Annotated in this window: 12 protein-coding genes; 11 read left to right on the top strand and 1 reads right to left on the bottom strand. The window is 37.2% G+C overall.

Features of this window, described 5'->3' with window-relative positions:
- The first annotated feature begins 37 nt into the window (after positions 1-37).
- The 5 genes from CHB66_RS13000 to CHB66_RS12980 all read left to right on the top strand — a co-directional run bounded on the left by CHB66_RS13000 (position 38) and on the right by CHB66_RS12980 (position 8,891).
- Positions 38-703: an SCO family protein gene (locus tag CHB66_RS13000; RefSeq protein ID WP_089241640.1), complete on the top strand. Its 666-nt coding sequence runs from the start codon at positions 38-40 to the stop codon at positions 701-703.
- On the top strand, positions 693-1,247 hold the full coding sequence (locus CHB66_RS12995; RefSeq protein ID WP_089241638.1) for a DUF420 domain-containing protein: 555 nt from the start codon (positions 693-695) through the stop codon (positions 1,245-1,247). Before CHB66_RS13000 ends, CHB66_RS12995 begins: the two co-directional genes overlap by 11 nt.
- 32 nt (positions 1,248-1,279) lie before the next feature.
- On the top strand, positions 1,280-1,543 hold the full coding sequence (locus tag CHB66_RS12990; RefSeq protein WP_089241636.1) for a hypothetical protein: 264 nt from the start codon (positions 1,280-1,282) through the stop codon (positions 1,541-1,543).
- Positions 1,544-1,618: 75 nt separating this feature from the next.
- Positions 1,619-5,332 carry a sensor histidine kinase gene (locus CHB66_RS12985; protein WP_089241634.1) on the top strand — a complete coding sequence of 1,238 codons (3,714 nt, stop codon included), beginning with the start codon at positions 1,619-1,621 and terminating at the stop codon, positions 5,330-5,332.
- 85 nt (positions 5,333-5,417) lie between these two features.
- Positions 5,418-8,891: a hypothetical protein gene (locus CHB66_RS12980; RefSeq protein ID WP_089241632.1), complete on the top strand. Its 3,474-nt coding sequence runs from the start codon at positions 5,418-5,420 to the stop codon at positions 8,889-8,891.
- A 528-nt stretch (positions 8,892-9,419) separates the two neighbouring features.
- Here CHB66_RS12980 and CHB66_RS12975 read toward each other — a convergent pair.
- Complete coding sequence (locus CHB66_RS12975) at positions 9,420-10,427, bottom strand: glycoside hydrolase family 43 protein (protein WP_089241630.1); 1,008 nt, start codon at positions 10,425-10,427, stop codon at positions 9,420-9,422.
- 230 nt (positions 10,428-10,657) lie between these two features.
- Between CHB66_RS12975 and CHB66_RS12970 the strand changes: the two genes are divergently transcribed.
- Genes CHB66_RS12970 through CHB66_RS12945 form a run of 6 tightly spaced genes read left to right on the top strand, consistent with a single transcriptional unit; the run spans position 10,658 to position 17,237 of the window.
- Positions 10,658-11,293 carry a hypothetical protein gene (locus CHB66_RS12970; protein ID WP_089241628.1) on the top strand — a complete coding sequence of 212 codons (636 nt, stop codon included), beginning with the start codon at positions 10,658-10,660 and terminating at the stop codon, positions 11,291-11,293.
- 56 nt (positions 11,294-11,349) lie between these two features.
- Positions 11,350-13,785, top strand: coding sequence for a heavy metal translocating P-type ATPase (locus CHB66_RS12965; RefSeq protein ID WP_089241626.1), 2,436 nt, complete (start codon positions 11,350-11,352; stop codon positions 13,783-13,785).
- Between the two features lie 2 nt (positions 13,786-13,787).
- Complete coding sequence (gene ccoS / locus CHB66_RS12960) at positions 13,788-13,970, top strand: cbb3-type cytochrome oxidase assembly protein CcoS (protein ID WP_089241624.1); 183 nt, start codon at positions 13,788-13,790, stop codon at positions 13,968-13,970.
- A 2-nt stretch (positions 13,971-13,972) separates the two neighbouring features.
- Complete coding sequence (gene ccoN, locus CHB66_RS12955) at positions 13,973-16,105, top strand: cytochrome-c oxidase, cbb3-type subunit I (RefSeq protein WP_089241622.1); 2,133 nt, start codon at positions 13,973-13,975, stop codon at positions 16,103-16,105.
- Positions 16,106-16,117: 12 nt separating this feature from the next.
- On the top strand, positions 16,118-16,309 hold the full coding sequence (locus CHB66_RS12950; RefSeq protein WP_089241620.1) for a CcoQ/FixQ family Cbb3-type cytochrome c oxidase assembly chaperone: 192 nt from the start codon (positions 16,118-16,120) through the stop codon (positions 16,307-16,309).
- Positions 16,296-17,237: a cbb3-type cytochrome c oxidase N-terminal domain-containing protein gene (locus CHB66_RS12945; RefSeq protein ID WP_089241618.1), complete on the top strand. Its 942-nt coding sequence runs from the start codon at positions 16,296-16,298 to the stop codon at positions 17,235-17,237. The genes CHB66_RS12950 and CHB66_RS12945 overlap by 14 nt, the downstream gene beginning before the upstream one ends.
- The last annotated feature ends 7 nt before the right edge of the window (positions 17,238-17,244 follow it).

Here is a 17,244-nt window from a genome sequence, read left to right as displayed (position 1 = left end):
TCAACCTACTTTTTTGTTATATAATAAATCAAATCTTATGAAGGGACTTAGAATTTTACAGGGCTTAGTGTTATTGTGCATCTTACTGATTCCTGTTCTTATTATCGTCTTTTTAAAGACAATGAGTTCAAATACTTATGATATTCCGGTATATTACGAAACTGGCGTTGATAATCCTTTTTTAGAATGTAATTTTGAAGAAGGCAAACAACATAGGATTCCAGAATTTAAATTTACTTCTCACCTCAATCAAGAGATAGGGAGTATAGAAATGAAAGGAAAAGTTACTATTGTTGACTTTTTCTTTACTTCCTGTCCTAGCATTTGTCCTGTGATGTCTACAGAAATGGAGCGTGTAGATGATGTGTTTAGACAAAATGATGATGTTCAGATCTATTCTATATCAATTGATCCAGAATATGATACACCTGAGATGCTTCAATCTTATGCTGATTTGCATAGAGCAACCCCGGGGAAATGGCATTTTCTGACGGGTGATAAATCTGAGATTTATAATCTTGCACGATGTGGATTTATATTACCTACTATAGATGGAGAGGGAGTGCCTGATGATTTTGTACATTCTGATAAATTTGTCTTAGTTGATGAAGAGGGGAGAATTAGGGGGTATTATAGCGGAACCAATAGAGAAGAGGTAGATCGTTTGATATTAGAAACAAAAATCTTATTATATGGAAAATAATAGTTTGTCGAATAGTTCTGAGGATAAAGGAATCATTAGGCTGGTGACAGTTATAGCAGTTGCTGTACCTATAGTAGTAGCTTTATTATTGTTCATGCCCACGAAGTTAGATTTCGCGAGTGATTGGGTATATTTTTTACCACATCTCAATGCAGTAATTAATACTGCTGCTACCATAGCGTTGATAGCTGGTTTGATTTTTATAAAAAACAAAAATATCCCATTGCATCGGGCATCGATGACAACTGCCTTTACATTGGGAGCTGTATTTCTTGTTTCTTATGTGATTTATCACGCTTCAGCTGAAAGTACTTCTTTTGGTGGTGAAGGTTGGATTAGGACTATTTACTTTTTTATCTTGATTACTCATATCATTTTGGCTGCTGTGGCTTTATTTCCGATTTTATTAGCCTACTATTATGGCTATACTGATCAGCGAGAAAAGCATAGGAAAGTAGTTAGATTTGCCTACCCTATTTGGCTCTATGTGACGGTGACAGGAGTAGTAGTGTATCTTATGATCAGTCCTTATTATAGCTTCTAAACTATCTTCCCGTTTCTAGCGTTATTAAGTTGATGAAAAATCTTTCAAAAGCCTTCTTTTTATTCATTGGGTTTATGATGACTCAAATTACTTCATTTGCACAATGTGCGATGTGTAGAGCCTCTGTTGAAAATAATGTGAGTAATGGTGAGACGACTATCGGCGCTGGATTGAACACTGGAATTTTATATCTTTTCACCATGCCTTATTTGATTGCTGCTGTGATTGGATTTTTATGGTATAGGAATGCCAAAAAAAGAAAGTCTAAATTTGTCTTTCAAGGTGAGAAATTCTAGTACGGTTTTTGAATTTAATGTATAAAATGAGCAAAGTTTGATAATAGACTTTGCTTTTTTACTTTTATCAAGATTATGCTCAAGAAAAAAAGACTAATTCTATTATCTTCCATCTTTGCCATAGGACTCCTACTGGCATTAAATTATTTTTTAAGTAGTAAACATTCTACAGATAGGTTAGCGGCCCCCATTGAAGCTAAAATTCAACAAATAGGACAGCAGTTTGATGAAGATTTTATAGCTATTTTGATGAATAATAGGCCTGGAGAGGAATTGAGCTTTTCAAATTTGATTGTAGAAAGTCATCACTCTTATTTTTTATTTGATGACTTAGATCGACTAGTATTTTGGTCAGATTTTATTCATTCACCAGATATTGAGATTATTGATAAATCTAGAACCCATCAATTGTATGAAGACAGCAAGGCAGTTTATTACATACGTCTTAGAAATTTAAAAAGAGCAGAAAGCTCATATTGGTTAGTTCAGTTATATCCATTGAAATATAAGCGGGAAGTCCAAAATGATTTTTTGCTTTCAGGTTTTAATCCAGAACTTTTTGGTAACAATAGGGTACAATTATCTGCATCTAATGTCAAGACTGATGCTTATACAATTAACAGTATCAAAGGGGAGTATATCTTCTCTATAGATTTTGAATCTGGATATCAACCAGTGACCAAAGAGAGTAATTTTACATTATTGATATTTTTCTTTTCTCTACTTTCGCTTGTGCTGATTTTGGGATATGGATTTGTAGCCACAATCTGGCGCAAAGGTCATAAAAATCTAGCAATTGCTTATTCTTTAGGGATTTTATTAGCCATTAGGGCATTTATGATATTCTTTCACTTTCCGCAGGATTATTTTGACTTTGAATTATTCGACTCCAGCAAGTATGCATCTTCTTGGTTCAATCCTAGCTTGGGTGATCTTTTGTTAAACACCGTATGTTCTCTAATTATTTTTTCTTTGATTTTGTCTGTACTGGCAGGTCAAAGTTTTCAACAAAGGTTCAATCATTTCAGAGCTAGATATCAGCCTGGTATTTTTGTTTTTTTGGCCTATCTGGTGTCTACTATATTGTTGGTGCTGTTTTATAGCTTGTATATCAATATTCTCAGCAACAGTCAATGGGATCTTAATATTCTATCGATTCCTACATTTGACTATTTTAAGCTGATCAGTTTATTTATTGTCTTTTTTGGAGGAGCCATGTATCTACTTTTCTCTATTTTGGGGATCAATTTAGTTTTGAGTGGAGAGAAGATTGAAAAGATAGTAGCGCTTAGAATTTTGCTTTATTTCTCAGTTCCAGTAGGAATAGTTCTAGCATATTACAACTGGGTATATTTCATTGCTTTTTCTTCTCACTTTATTCTTTTGTTTTCTATCATCAGTTTTGAGCTTTATAAGAATATTTTTAAGCTTGGCTTCAATACTTTTCTAACCTTTTTCTTTGGCTGTTTGATCGGTGCTGTAATCACAGGTATAGCATCTCATGAAGTTTTTTTGGAAAGGCAGCTTCAAGCAAAGGTTCGGTTTGGGACACAGCAATTGGTAGAAAATGATGTGATGGCCGAATTTTATTTAGGTGGAATTATGGAGCGGATCAAAAATGACCTTTTTATCAAAAACACTTTAACTGATCCTTTTCAATCAAATGAAGCCATAGAAAGGAAAATTCGAAAATTCCATATGATCAATTATTTTGACCAATATGATCTTAGAGTAAAAGTATTCAATTCCATAGGTGATAATGTCATAGATCGATTCTCAGAAGAAAAATTACAAGACCTTCGGTTGAGCTATATAAAAAGCGACTATGCTACAGCAATGAGAGACCTGTATTTTGTCAAAGGTATTGAAGAAGGTGTAGGGAATAAGTATATTGTTTTTATACCACTCTATCGAGAAGATAATTTCATAGGTACTATTTTTCTAGAATTAAGACAGCTTAAGATTCAGCCTTCAGCCGTATTTCCTAAACTTTTGATGGATAGGAAATACAATGTGAATTATGGGGAACGGAATTTTGATTTTGCTGTTTTCGAGGAAGGGAGTCTATCTTATTCTGTTGGTGTATTCAATTATAGAGCATTGGATTTAGATGAATTCCAAGCCAATGCAAAACTCAAATCTGCAGGTATTTATCTACGGAAATATCATCATCTTGCTGTTGAGAATGAAGAGAGAATGGTGGTTGTATCTACACCAGTTTATCCTGTTTATTATATCCTAGCCGATATTTCACTTTTCTTTGTGGCTTTTATTTTATTGACTTTGTTGAGTATACTTAGTTTTACCTTGAGACAAGGTATCCGTAATTTTAATTTCAACTATGCTACCAAACTTCAGATGTATCTGAATTTTGCATTTTTCTTTCCAATTTTGACTATTAGCTTGATCATCATTGGTCTATTGACAAATTCTTACCGGGAGGAATTACACAGACAATATTTTCAAAAAGCTTCTTTAGTAGGAGACAACTTATCTGGTGTGTTAGAAAGGCAAGCTATCGGTGAGGCTGATCGAGATGATTTTGCTCAGATGGTGAATAATCTTGCAGGTACTACGAATGTAGAGATTAATGTGTATGACGCAGAAGGACAATTGCTTGCAACATCCCAGCCCAATACTTTTGACAAGGGTATATTGACAAAGTACATCAATCCCAAGGCAATTGCAGAGGTGATTGAAAGACAGAATAACAGAGCCTTGCTAGAGGAAAGAATAGGTGAGCTAAATTTTAAGACAGTGTATCTTGCTATTAGGTCATCTGATAGCCAGCAGATTAGAGCCATAGTCTCTATTCCCTTTTTCGAATCAGAATCTGAACTTGATTTATTGATTGCAGACGTACTGAGTAATATCGCCAATATCTTTGTTCTGATTTTTATCATCTTCCTATTTGTGTCTTATTTCGTATCCAAGAATCTTACATTTCCTTTTAATCTTTTGACCCAGAAGCTAAAAGACACCGATTTGGATAGTAACGAACCCATGTATTGGCCTGCTAATGATGAAATAGGTCTGCTTGTCAACGAATATAATAATATGCTATTTAAACTCGAGGCCAGCAAGAAAACCTTGGCCAATACAGAAAAGGAGTCAGCATGGAGGGAGATGGCCAAGCAAGTAGCGCATGAAATTAAAAACCCTCTTACGCCAATGAAATTGACACTTCAGCATCTACTTCGACTTCAATTGATGGGTAAGCTGGATGATACAGAAAAATTAAAAAAGCCTATAGAAACCCTAATACACCAGGTAGATACATTGAGCGACATCGCTACATCCTTCTCTACTTTTGCTAAGATGCCTTTGCCTAAGAATGAATTGATGGACTTCAGGGTTGTAGTACAAGAAAGCATTGAATTATTTAAAAATAGAGAGAAGGGTACGCTTAATCTTGAGGATAAAACTAAGGGAGTTCCACTTTTCGTGATGGGTGATGATCAATTATTCGGAAGGGTAATTGCAAATCTAATTATCAATGGAATTCAAGCAGTAGAGTCACCAAAGAAACCGAGGATTGAAGTTGTATTAGATATCAATGATATTGGTAAGGTGCTCTTGAAGATTAAAGACAACGGTAAGGGAATATCGGATGATTTGAAAGACAAAATCTTCATTCCTAATTTCAGTACTAAATCGGAGGGGTCTGGTCTAGGGTTGGCGATTGCTAAGAGAGGAGTAGAGACGGCGGGTGGAAATATCTGGTTTGAAACAGAAATTGGGAAAGGAACTACTTTTTACCTATCCTTTGACTTGACAAGACAAGAGTAACCATACTTAGTTCATTTATCTACCTGAAAAAGTAACACTATTTTATCGTCTAAAATATTACCTTAGTAAACAGATTAATCAATAAATGTTTGCTTTGAGAAGATTTTTACTGCTGGGGATAATCATATTTTCATCGACTTGGGTTTACGCTCAAGAAGAGAAATGTAAATGGTTTCCGGTAGAACAACTTAAAAGCTGGACTTTATTAGATTCACTTTCTGTAATAGAAGAGACTATTAAAATTCAAGATAGGAATAATCAAACCTATACCTTCAAGTACAGTCTCAATTCTGGTACGATCAAAGTCGATCTCAATCAGGATTTAGGAATTGATTCACTAAAGGTTTGTTATCAGACATTTCCTTACAGCTTGCATCAGACAGTAGCAAGGAGGACATTAATGCAAGATTATGATTCCATGGCAATGTTTAGAGATAATAGGGTACAAGCTATTCCTGCTTTTGATTTCCGGGAGGAGCTTTTTCCTTCTACCAATCTATATAAGTCAGGGAATTTGACAAGGGGAGTGTCATTTGGGAATACTCAGAATGTCTTTGTCAACTCTTCATTGAATTTGCAGATGTCAGGGGAATTGTCTGAAAATCTTAATATCAGAGCAAGTATTACAGATCAAAATGTGCCATTTCAACCCGAAGGAAATACCCAGCAACTACAAGATTTTGATAACGTTTTGGTGGAAATTTATAATGACAAATTCAATTTGGCTGCGGGAGATGTCGTTTTGAGGCAAAGAAAATCTGAATTCTTGAGATATTATAAAAATGTACAGGGCGCACAATTTACTACAAACTACCAAATAGGGGATAAATGGAAAGCATCAACTCAAGCAGCGGCCTCTGTAGCAAAAGGGAAATTTGCTTCCATTCAGTTGGAGATTTTTGAGGGAACCTTAGGCCCATACAGAATTCCTGGCCCCCAAAACGAGCGATTTGTTATAATCATGGCTAACTCAGAGAGAGTATTCCTTGATGGAAAGCAATTACAACGCGGATTTAATTATGATTATGTAATCGATTACAATCAAGGAGAAATCACATTCACACCCAATGTGCTGATTACCCAATACTCAAGGGTAAGGATAGACTTTGAGTATGCTGAGCGAAATTATTCTAGGTCCATTCTTACTGCTAACCATATCCAAGAAACAGAAAGTGTTTCTTTCTACATGAACTTTTACAGAGAACAAGATAATAGAAATAGACCTTTATTTTTTGAGTTTTCTGATGCAGAAAAAAGTTTGTTAGCTTCAGTTGGGGATAATCTTGAAGCGGCTTCAGTACCTCGTGTAGATTCTATTGCATTTGATCCAAATAGAATTCTTTATAGAAGGTTGGCATCATTTGATGATAGGGGTTTGCCAGTAGTTTTTTTCGAATACTCAACTAATCCTGAGGAAGCTTTTTTTGCAGTTGGTTTCTCTGAAGTAGGACAAGGAAATGGAGATTATGTCCGCTCTCAGCAATTAGCGAATGGTCCTGTTTATGAATATGTACCTAGAATTAACGGTGTGCCTCAGGGGAGATTTTCTATATTGTCACAACTGCCTGCTCCGAACAAAAGGCAAATGCTTACTGCGGGTACAAGGATCAAATTAAGTACCCACGAGCAAGCGTATACTGAATTCGCCTTTTCTAATACCGATGATAACTTGTTTTCCCAATTAGACAATGAAGACAATAGTGGTTTTGCAATAAAATCCGGAGTGTTATCAGAAGATAGGACTTTTCAAAAAGCAAAAGGATACAAGTTCAATGCCCTTACGGAATTTGAATACAACTCTGCTAATTTTAGTTTCATCGATCGATTGAGATACATAGAATTTGATAGGGATTGGAGTTTGACACAAGAGGATTTACAGACTTCTGCAAATGAGAGGATTTTCAATACACAGGTTTCGTTAAGCAAGGATGCAGATCAGACTTTTTCTTTTAGATTCAACTTAAGAAATAGGGGTGAAATTCTAGCGGGCACCCAGCAATTAGCTACATTCAATCAAATAGTGGGTAAGCGTATCTTTATCAAAAATGAATTCTTCAAGCTCAATAGTGATATACGGAACCTTAACTCTGATTGGCTACGCTATACGGGTGATGTAAGCTATAAAAGTAAATACCTTGTTCCTGGGTATAGATTGATGATAGATAGGAATGCAGTCAGAAATAGTGAAACAGATTCTGTAGTAAGTACCGCTATGAATTTTTTAGAACAGATGCTTTATATCAAATCCAACGACACATTACCTTATTCCTTTTTTGCGGATGTGAGTTGGCGAGAAGATAAGTTTCCAGTAGCGGGACAGTTGGTGGCAGATACTGAGGCTTTCGCCATGAATTATGGTTTGCGAAGACGTTTTGGAAATCATGACTTCAAGGGAACATTCACATATAGGGAACTTCGATTTGTTAGATTGGCACAAGATGTCGAGAGCACAGTATTGGGGAAGGTTGACTATCTGAGTAATCTTTTTGATGGGAATGTTCGTAACGAGCTGTCTTATGCTTTAGGGAATGGAAGGGAGTTTAGAAGAGAATTTGTCTTTCTCCCAGTGCCTACAGGGGAGGGGACTCATGCTTGGAGAGATGATAATGGAGATGGTGTACAGCAATTGAATGAATTTTATATCGCTGTCAATCCCGAGGAAAAAAACTTCATCAAGGTTTTTGTGCCAACTACAGATTTTATCCAAGCCTACTCCACTATATTCAATTACAGGCTCAATGCCAAATTTCCTGACACCTGGAGAAAAGAAAAAGGATTGAGGGTTTTTCTTCAAAAGTTTTCAAATACGACAAGTTTGAGTATTGAGAAAAAGATCACATCGAATGAATTTTGGGAAAGGATCAATCCATTTGTTGGAGGTTTTGCAGAAGAAGACTTGATCTCTGTGAGACAAGTGATTAGAAGCTCTTTTTTCTTCAATAGAGCTTCGCCTAAATACGGATTTGATTTATCTGTTTTTGATAGCCAAAATAAACAGTTGCTCGCTGGTGGTTTTGACGATTTAGTTCAAAAAGACTGGAGGCTGAATACTCGTTTCAATTTTAATCCAACTTTGAATTTGAGGTTTTTATTGATGGCAGGAAATAGAATTGCAGCTTCAGATTTCTTAGAAAACAGAAATTATAACATTGAACAATATGCTTTAGGTCCTGAACTTTCATGGCAGCCTAGCAGTATTTTCCGAGCTACTTTCATGTATCAATATACAGACAAGGTCAATATTGCAAATCAGGAATTTGAAGAGAAAGCCTTACTCAATCAGCTGGGTTTAGAGTTCCGATATGCCAAAGCGATTAAAACTACTTTAAATGCTAATTTAAAATATACTCGGATTGATTATAATGGACAGGCGAATTCTCCAACTGGATATGAAATGCTTCAAGCTTTGAATGTAGGTAATAATTTGACATGGACTTTTAATTGGCTGCAGAAAATCGGAGAAGGTCTTCAAATGAATCTGGTATACGAGGGAAGGAACTCTCAAGGTCTAGGTCGTCTGGTTCATGTTGGGCGCATGCAAGTAACTGCATTGTTCTAATGAGTTAAGCTTTTTATAGTTTTAGACTTAAAATTTTATCTTTACTTACATATTTATAATTTCAATTTTATTGTAATGTCTTGAAAAACATAAGAGTGTCAGGTAAAAAATCACTACTCTTGGGGATAATATATGATCACCTTCAGTATATTTTGCATAACAAGCCTTTCGTGAATTAAAAGCTCGTAAGTACAAGGATCTCATTGCTTATCCGTTATAAAGGAAATACTTTTCTTTATAAAATAGCCGAAAAAACGTTATATTTACTAGGTAGAGAGTCTGGAATTTTAAAAGAAGTAAAAAACACATATAATATAAATACTACAGCGTATTATTAAAAAATCCCTAACCTGTAGATTTATTAAAGGACCACCCGTTTCGGGTGGTCTTTTTTTATGGGTGTTTTACTTTATAAGCTTTTATAAAGTAAAAATTGAATTTTTAGAGATTAGGTTAAAATATTGGAATTTAATCTTATTCACGTGGTAACTAGTTGATAGTACTTCGAGACCTGATAGTTATTTTGATTTAGTCTCTTTCTTTTTGTCTGAAATCAGGAAAACCGCTCGGAGTCCATTTGATAGCTCGAGCTCTTGTAGCACGATTGGGGTCTGAAAGTTCATGACCTTGGATTTCTTTATAATCTCTTGCATGATAGATCATGATAACTGTTTCGTTATCCTCAGCAAGTGTAAACGAATTATGACCTGGTCCGAATCTTTCTAATTCTTCATTAGTATAAAATACTGGTCCAGGAGATTTGTTCCAATTGGACAGATTCATCAAATCTTTGTCTTCATCAATCCATAATAGTCCTAAACAATAATTCTCGTTTGTTGCACTTGCGGAATATGAGACAAATATTTTTCCATTTTTCTTAATTACAGCAGGTCCTTCATTTACGTTGTATTTTACTCTTTCCCACCCAAACTCTGGCTCGGTCAAAATGATTTCAGGACCTGTTAGAGTAGTAGGAGAAGCCATCTCGGACATGACCAATGCAGTGCCATGCTCCCCGCCTCGTACATTTTGAGCCCAAATCATGTACAATTTATTCTTATGTTCAAATACCGTTGCGTCGAGAGAAAATGAATCAATTTTTGTAATGACTTGACCTTCCTCTTTCCATGTTCCTTCCATTGGGTCGTCTGATTCATTTGATAAAACCCACATTCTAATATTCCAAATATCTTCAGCTTCACCTGCAGCAAAATAGATGTACCATTTGTCGTTAATCTTATGTAATTCTGGTGCCCAAATATGATGTCCCATTACACCTTTTTCGTGTTTGGTCCAAACTTCTTTTTCTTCGGCTTGCTTTAATCCGTTTATAGTTTTTGCTTTTCGTAGTACAATTCGGTCGTACGCTGGTACTGTCGCAATAAAGAAATAGGTTCCATCATCATTCTTATATACCCAAGGATCAGCTCTTTGTTCAGCTATGGGATTATCGAATTGGAAATCTTGGGCTTGTGTACTGATAGGTAAAGCGATCATCAGCGCAAGAACTGCATAGGAATAAAATGATTGTTTCATTGTTTGTCTGTTGGTTTTTTAGTTTTACTGTAAGCGAAATTGATGTGGTTTAAAATTAGTGTATTTTTTACATTTAATAATAAATGATCATAAAAATCTGTTTGTTTACTTTTAAATTTTCTGATTACAATAAGCTAAAATATGATTAATATCATATTCTAGCCTTTTTAATGTCACCAAATTGAGACTTTGCCTCAGCTAGCTTTGTAATCTAAATAAGTAGTAAAGCTATGCAGGGGAAAGTACAACAGGGAGTGAAGACGAGCATTCCAGAAGAGATCATCACCAAGCATTATTGTGGGAGGCTTCCAGGAAATTTCACGCAAAATCAGATTTTAGTAGCCCAATCGATAAATTGCAGCCCTGAAAGTAGTCCTACACTAATGACAGCCCACCTGCCAGAAGTTCTGGATTGGCTACATGGGATGGAGATTCCTAGAGGGTTAGAAGAGAATCCATGCCCTATTCCTGTGCTACTTTATGATGAAGAGCTGTCAGCAGAACATTTACTTTTTCATTACGATGGTACTCCAGCTTCGGCTGGATTGATTAGAAATTTTATCACTTTATTTCAAGATAATATCAAGCAAAGTAAAGCAACTATCATTTCACCTTCTTTTATTCCCAAATCCAAACAGCGTGAAGAACAAGAACTCATACAACTAGTAAGCAATAGTACCTTCGAGACCTCCTTTATCAAGTTTAATTTCACAAGGATTGGCGACTTCTGGTCCTATGCAGTTAAGCATCAATGTACCCTTTTAGTGACTACAAAAGAGTATCAGGCAGATTTGGCAAAAGTACTATTTCACTTCTATAAAGGAGGGATTTGGTACAATAGGTTATCTTTTTATTTGTCTTATTAATCGATCACAAAATATGATTCCTTCCATCAAATTCTTATTTTAGAGATCCCAGCAATATGTCAAAAAGTATCATTCATAGCTCCAAAGCTACCGCTACTTGCTTTCACTGTGGCGAAGCCTGTCAGGACGAAATCCTTCATTTCGATCAAAAAGACTTTTGCTGTACTGGCTGCAAGCTGGTATATGAAGTTTTGAATGAAAATGATCTTTGTACCTATTACGATATTGCCGATCAGCCTGGACTTACACAAAAAACAGCTTCTCGAAAGGATAATCGATTTGACTATCTAGATGACAAAGATGTCATCAAAAAGCTTTTAGATTTTCAAAATGAACAAGAATCACATATCACTTTTACGATTCCAATGATTCATTGTGCTTCTTGTATTTGGCTCCTCGAGAACTTACACAAGCTCAATCCAGGTATCATTTCTGGAAGAGTAGATTTCATTAAGAAAAAAGTTCAAGTCAAGTTTCAACAAAGTCAAATCAGCCTAAAAGAGGTTGTGCTATTACTTTCCAAAATAGGCTATGAACCCACCATCAATCTAGCTGATGTTGAGAAGAAAAAAGTAAAGGTTACGGATAAGAAGTTAATCATTAAGCTTGCAGTAGCAGGATTTTGTTTTGGTAATATGATGCTATTCAGCTTGCCAGAATATTTTGCAGAAGCAGAACTCCTCGGTAATGGTTTCAAAAAGACCTTTAATTACCTTAATGTGTTACTTGCTTTGCCTGTATTTTTTTATGCTGCTACCGACTATTATAGATCAGCATGGCTATCGATCAGAAATAAAGCTGTCAATATGGATGTGCCTATTGCTATAGGTATTATTACTTTATTCTTTTATAGTCTTTATGATATTTTTTTCCTACTCAATGAAGGTTATATGGATACCTTGGGGGGATTGTTATTTTTCTTATTGATTGGGAAATATTATCAGCAAAAAACCTACGACACACTTTCTTTTGATAGAGATTATCGGTCTTATTTCCCTGTCGCAGTGACCAAGTTGGTCAAGGATGAAGAGGAAGTGATTCCACTGATCAAATTGAATGTGGGAGATATCATCAAAGTCAGAAATGAAGAGTTAATTCCTGCCGATAGTATTCTCCTAGAGGGCGATGCTTATATAGATTACAGCTTTGTGACTGGTGAGGAAATCCCCGTAGTCAAGAAGAAAGGAGAGTTGATCTATGCTGGCGGAAGGCAAAAAGGGAATGCTTTGACCTTAGCCGTACAAAAATCACCTTCTCAAGGTTATCTGACTGATTTATGGAATAGTGACTCTTTTGAAAAGGAAAAGACGAATAGTTTAGAGTCATTAGCAACTAGCATCTCGGGTAAATTCACATTTACGGTGATCTTTATTGCGCTTACGGCATTCACTTTCTGGGCGTATCAGGGGCAGTTATCCTTGGCAGTTTTATCATTCACTTCGGTCTTGATCATCACTTGTCCATGCGCCTTAGCCATGTCTACGCCATTTACGCTTGGGAACACATTGCGTGTTTTTGGGCAAGGGAAGTTCTATTTGAAAAATGCCCATGTCATAGAGAAAATGGCGCAGGTAGATACTGTCATATTTGATAAAACAGGGACGCTGACTGCTCCTTCTCAGGCAAAGGTAACTTATACAGGTGAGGACTTATCTCCCGAATCAAAATCCATCATCAAAGCGCTAGTCAATCAATCTACCCATGCTTTAAGTAATAGAATCAATGCTTGGCTTGATGGTGTCAAGGCAGTTGTCATTGACGAAGTGAAGGAATTTTCAGGTCAAGGTCTCCTTGGGATTTATAAAAACCAAGAAGTCAGGTTGGGGTCAGCAGATTTCGTGAATTCTCAAGTTTTAGTAGAAAGAGAAGGAGGAAATGTAGTCTTTTTTGCGGTAGAGGGGGTAGTGATTGGTCACTTCTTTATTCAGAGTGGATTGAGAAAGGATATCGATCGCGTAGTAGCTGAAATAAAAATGGGAAAGGGCGTTCATTTCCTTTCTGGAGATCAAGATCATGAAAGAGCTAATCTCAAGAGAATTTTTGGTAATGATGTCTTGATGAATTTCAATCAAAGCCCAAGCGATAAGTTAACCTACATTGAAAAATTGAATAAGCGAGGCTTGACTACCTTGATGATAGGGGATGGGTTGAATGACGCGGGGGCATTGAGAGCCAGTCAAGTAGGGGTGGCAATTACGGATAAAATCACCAATTTTTCACCTGCTTCTGATGCGATCATGGATGCTGAAGTGATGACCAAGCTCCCTAGCTTCTTACAGTTTGCCAAGATAAGTCGAAAGATCATCAAAGCTAGCTTTGGGCTGAGCTTCACATATAATACCGTCGGGGTATTCTTTGCGGTGCAGGGATTAGTTAGTCCAGTTTTCTGTGCCATTCTGATGCCAATCAGCAGCATTTCAGTAGTCATATTCACCACATTGACGACCAATTATTTGGCCTATAAGCGTGGTCTAAAAGCAAAAATCTGGTAAGCATGGAAGTCATATTTGTATTGATCGCAATTAGCTTAATCCTCGCAGGTTCCTTTCTTATTCTCTTTTTCAGGGCGATGAAAGGTGGTCAGTTTGAGGATAGCCATACGCCTGCGATCAGAATATTATTTGAAAACAAACAATTAACTAAAGATAAAAAAGTACCATCAACTAAAACGAAGTAAGTATGTCAGGAACAACTATGGAACAGTTCAATTACGACAATAAGATCGTAAAGTACTTCGGCGTTGCCACCATCGCTTGGGGTATCGTCGGGATGTTGGTCGGAGTGATTGCTGCCACCCAGCTTTTCCTTCCCGAAGCCAACATGGGGAATCCGTATACTACATTCGGTAGGATCAGACCTTTGCATACCAATGCAGTGATCTTTGCCTTTGTAGGCAACGCGATATTCGCCGGGATTTATTATTCTATGCCTAGACTCCTCAAGACACCTATGTGGAGTAAGGCTCTGAGCTGGTTCCATTTTTGGGGCTGGCAGTTAATTATTCTTTTGGCAGCCATCACGCTTCCTTTGGGCTTGACTAGCTCTAAAGAGTATGCGGAATTGGAATGGCCAATTGATATTTTGATCGCAGTAGTATGGGTAGCCTTCGGTGCCAATATGATCGGTGCCTTGATCAAAAGAAGAGAAAAGCACATGTATGTGGCGATTTGGTTCTACCTGGCATCTTTTGTAACTGTGGCAGTGCTTCATATTTTCAATTCCCTGGCTCTTCCAGTATCATTATTCAAAAGCTATTCGGCCTATGCCGGTGTACAGGATGCTTTGGTTCAATGGTGGTATGGGCACAATGCAGTTGCATTTTTCCTTACTACTCCATTCTTGGGATTGATGTACTACTATTTACCAAAAGCGGCCAATAGACCTGTGTACTCATACAAATTGTCCATTGTACACTTTTGGTCATTGATTTTCTTATATATCTGGGCAGGTCCGCACCATTTACTTTATACTGCTTTGCCTGAATGGGCGCAGGTCTTGGGTGTGGTTTTCTCTGTGATGCTGATCGCTCCATCTTGGGGCGGTATGGTCAATGGTCTCTTGACCTTGAGAGGTGCTTGGGATAAGGTAAGAGTAGACCCCGTTTTGAAATTCATGGTGGTAGCTGTGACAGCATATGGTATGGCTACTTTCGAAGGACCATTGCTTTCCTTAAAAAATGTCAATGCTATCGCTCACTATACTGACTGGATTGTAGCCCACGTGCATATTGGAGGTCTAGGATGGAATGGATTCTTCACTTTTGCAATGCTGTATTGGTTATGGCCAAAAATGTGGAATACCAAATTATACTCAACTAAGTTAGCTACTACACACTTTTGGATGGGTACTATAGGAATCATTTTCTATGCACTCCCAATGTATGTAGCGGCATTGACTCAATCCTTGATGTGGAAAGAATTCTCTGAGGCGGGCAGGTTGGTGTACCCTAACTTCCTAGAGACAGTTGTTCAAATTGTCCCAATGTATATGTTGAGAGCATTTGGAGGACTAATTTACCTATCTGGAGCATTTTTGATGGTCTATAATATGGTCAAAACAGCCAAGCAAGGTAAGTTCATGGCCGAAGAAACGGATGAAGCTCCTGCACTTGCTACGCATACTGAGGAGAAAGGTGAGTTCTGGCACAGAGCGTGGGAAAGGAAGCCAATTTTCTTTACCGTACTAGCTACTATAGCTATTTTGATAGGAGGTGCCATAGAGATTATTCCTACAATTTTGGTCAAATCTAACGTGCCTACTATCACTAGTGTGGAACCTTATACCCCACTCGAATTACAAGGAAGAGATCTTTATATTTCTCATGGCTGTGTGGGCTGTCACTCTCAAATGATTCGACCTTTCCGCTCGGAGACAGAGCGATATGGTGAGTATTCCAAAGCGGGTGAATTTGTCTATGATCGTCCATTCTTATGGGGTTCTAAGCGAACAGGTCCAGATTTACACAGAGTGGGAGGCAAGTACCCAGATAGCTGGCATTACCACCATATGGTAGACCCTAAGAGTATGTCTCCAGGTTCACTGATGCCTCCTTACCCTTGGATGGCTACGAATATCATGGATCATTCTGACCTTCCAGCCAAGATCAGGACGCTTCAAAAACTTGGTGTTCCCTATCCAGAAGGCTATGATGCACAAGCTAATGAAGATTTAGAATTCCAAGCCAATCAAATTGTAGCTAACCTCAAAGGTTCAGGAGTGGAAGTACTTCCAAATTCTGAAATTGTAGCCTTAATTGCTTACCTACAAAGATTGGGTACAGATATTAAGAAAACCACAGCTGCCAACCCATAATCAGAAAAAGACATGAAAAAAGATATCTTAAGTTCAATAGAGAACATAGAAATCTACCCAATCATCAGCTTGTTGATCTTTGTGATCTTCTTTGTTGGGATGTTCATTTGGGTGATCAGGGTAGATAAGAAATATATCAATCATATGAAAGATTTACCTTTCGATGATTCAACACCAAAAAATAGCGGCTATGAAAAAGTTTAAATCAGTACTACTTCTATTGGTAGGGATGTTTTTGACCCTGCCGACATTTGCTCAGTCTACGGATATAGAGTGGGTGAGCAATCTCCAAAAAATGGACAACAGTGAGTTGACACTGTTGATAATCCTTGCTGTCGTATTAGGTGTGATCGTGCTCTTGCTGATTTTGATGATATACTTGATGTCATTTATGGTGTCGGTATTCAAGCAAGATAGTCCAGAGCTTGCTACCCAACCATCATGGTGGGCTGAGTTCAAGCAAAAGTACATTGTAGGTAAAATGAAGCCTGTCGGTGGTAAGGAAGAAAAGGAAATGATGATGGATCATAGTTATGATGGTATAGTAGAACTTGATAACCACATGCCACCATGGTTAGTGAGTGTATTCTACCTTACAATTGCATTTGCTGTGGTTTATTTTACTTATTATTCTGTTTTAGGTTTGGGTAAAACACAAATTGAAGAATACGAGCAAGAACTTTCATTAGCTGCTATACAAATTGAAGAGTATAAGTCAAAACAGCTCAGTATGATTGATGAATACTCAGTTATTTTTGATAGTTCAGGCCCTGCAATTACAGCCGGTAAAAAGATCTATGATGCCAACTGTGCGGCTTGTCATGCTGCTGATGGTGGTGGTGGAGTAGGTCCAAATATGACTGATGAATACTGGATTCATGGAGGAAGTATAAAGGATATTTTCACTGTAGTGAAATATGGTGTAATCGAAAAAGGGATGATTCCATGGCAGGATCAACTCAGTCCTGAGGAAATGCAGCATGTATCTAGTTACATCTTGACGCTTCAAGGAACCACACCTGCTAATCCCAAAGCACCTGAGGGCGACAAATACGAGCCTGCCATAGAGCAACCTTTAGATGCGCTAGGAGAAGATGAATTAGGCTTAGTTCCGGTTGAAGAAGAAGGTTGAAAATAAA

Origin of the sequence: Belliella buryatensis (genome assembly GCF_900188245.1) — a bacterium.
Taxonomy (GTDB): domain Bacteria; phylum Bacteroidota; class Bacteroidia; order Cytophagales; family Cyclobacteriaceae; genus Belliella; species Belliella buryatensis.
The sequence above is the reverse complement of the archived record's forward strand: the minus strand, read 5'-3'. Positions and strand labels throughout refer to the sequence as shown.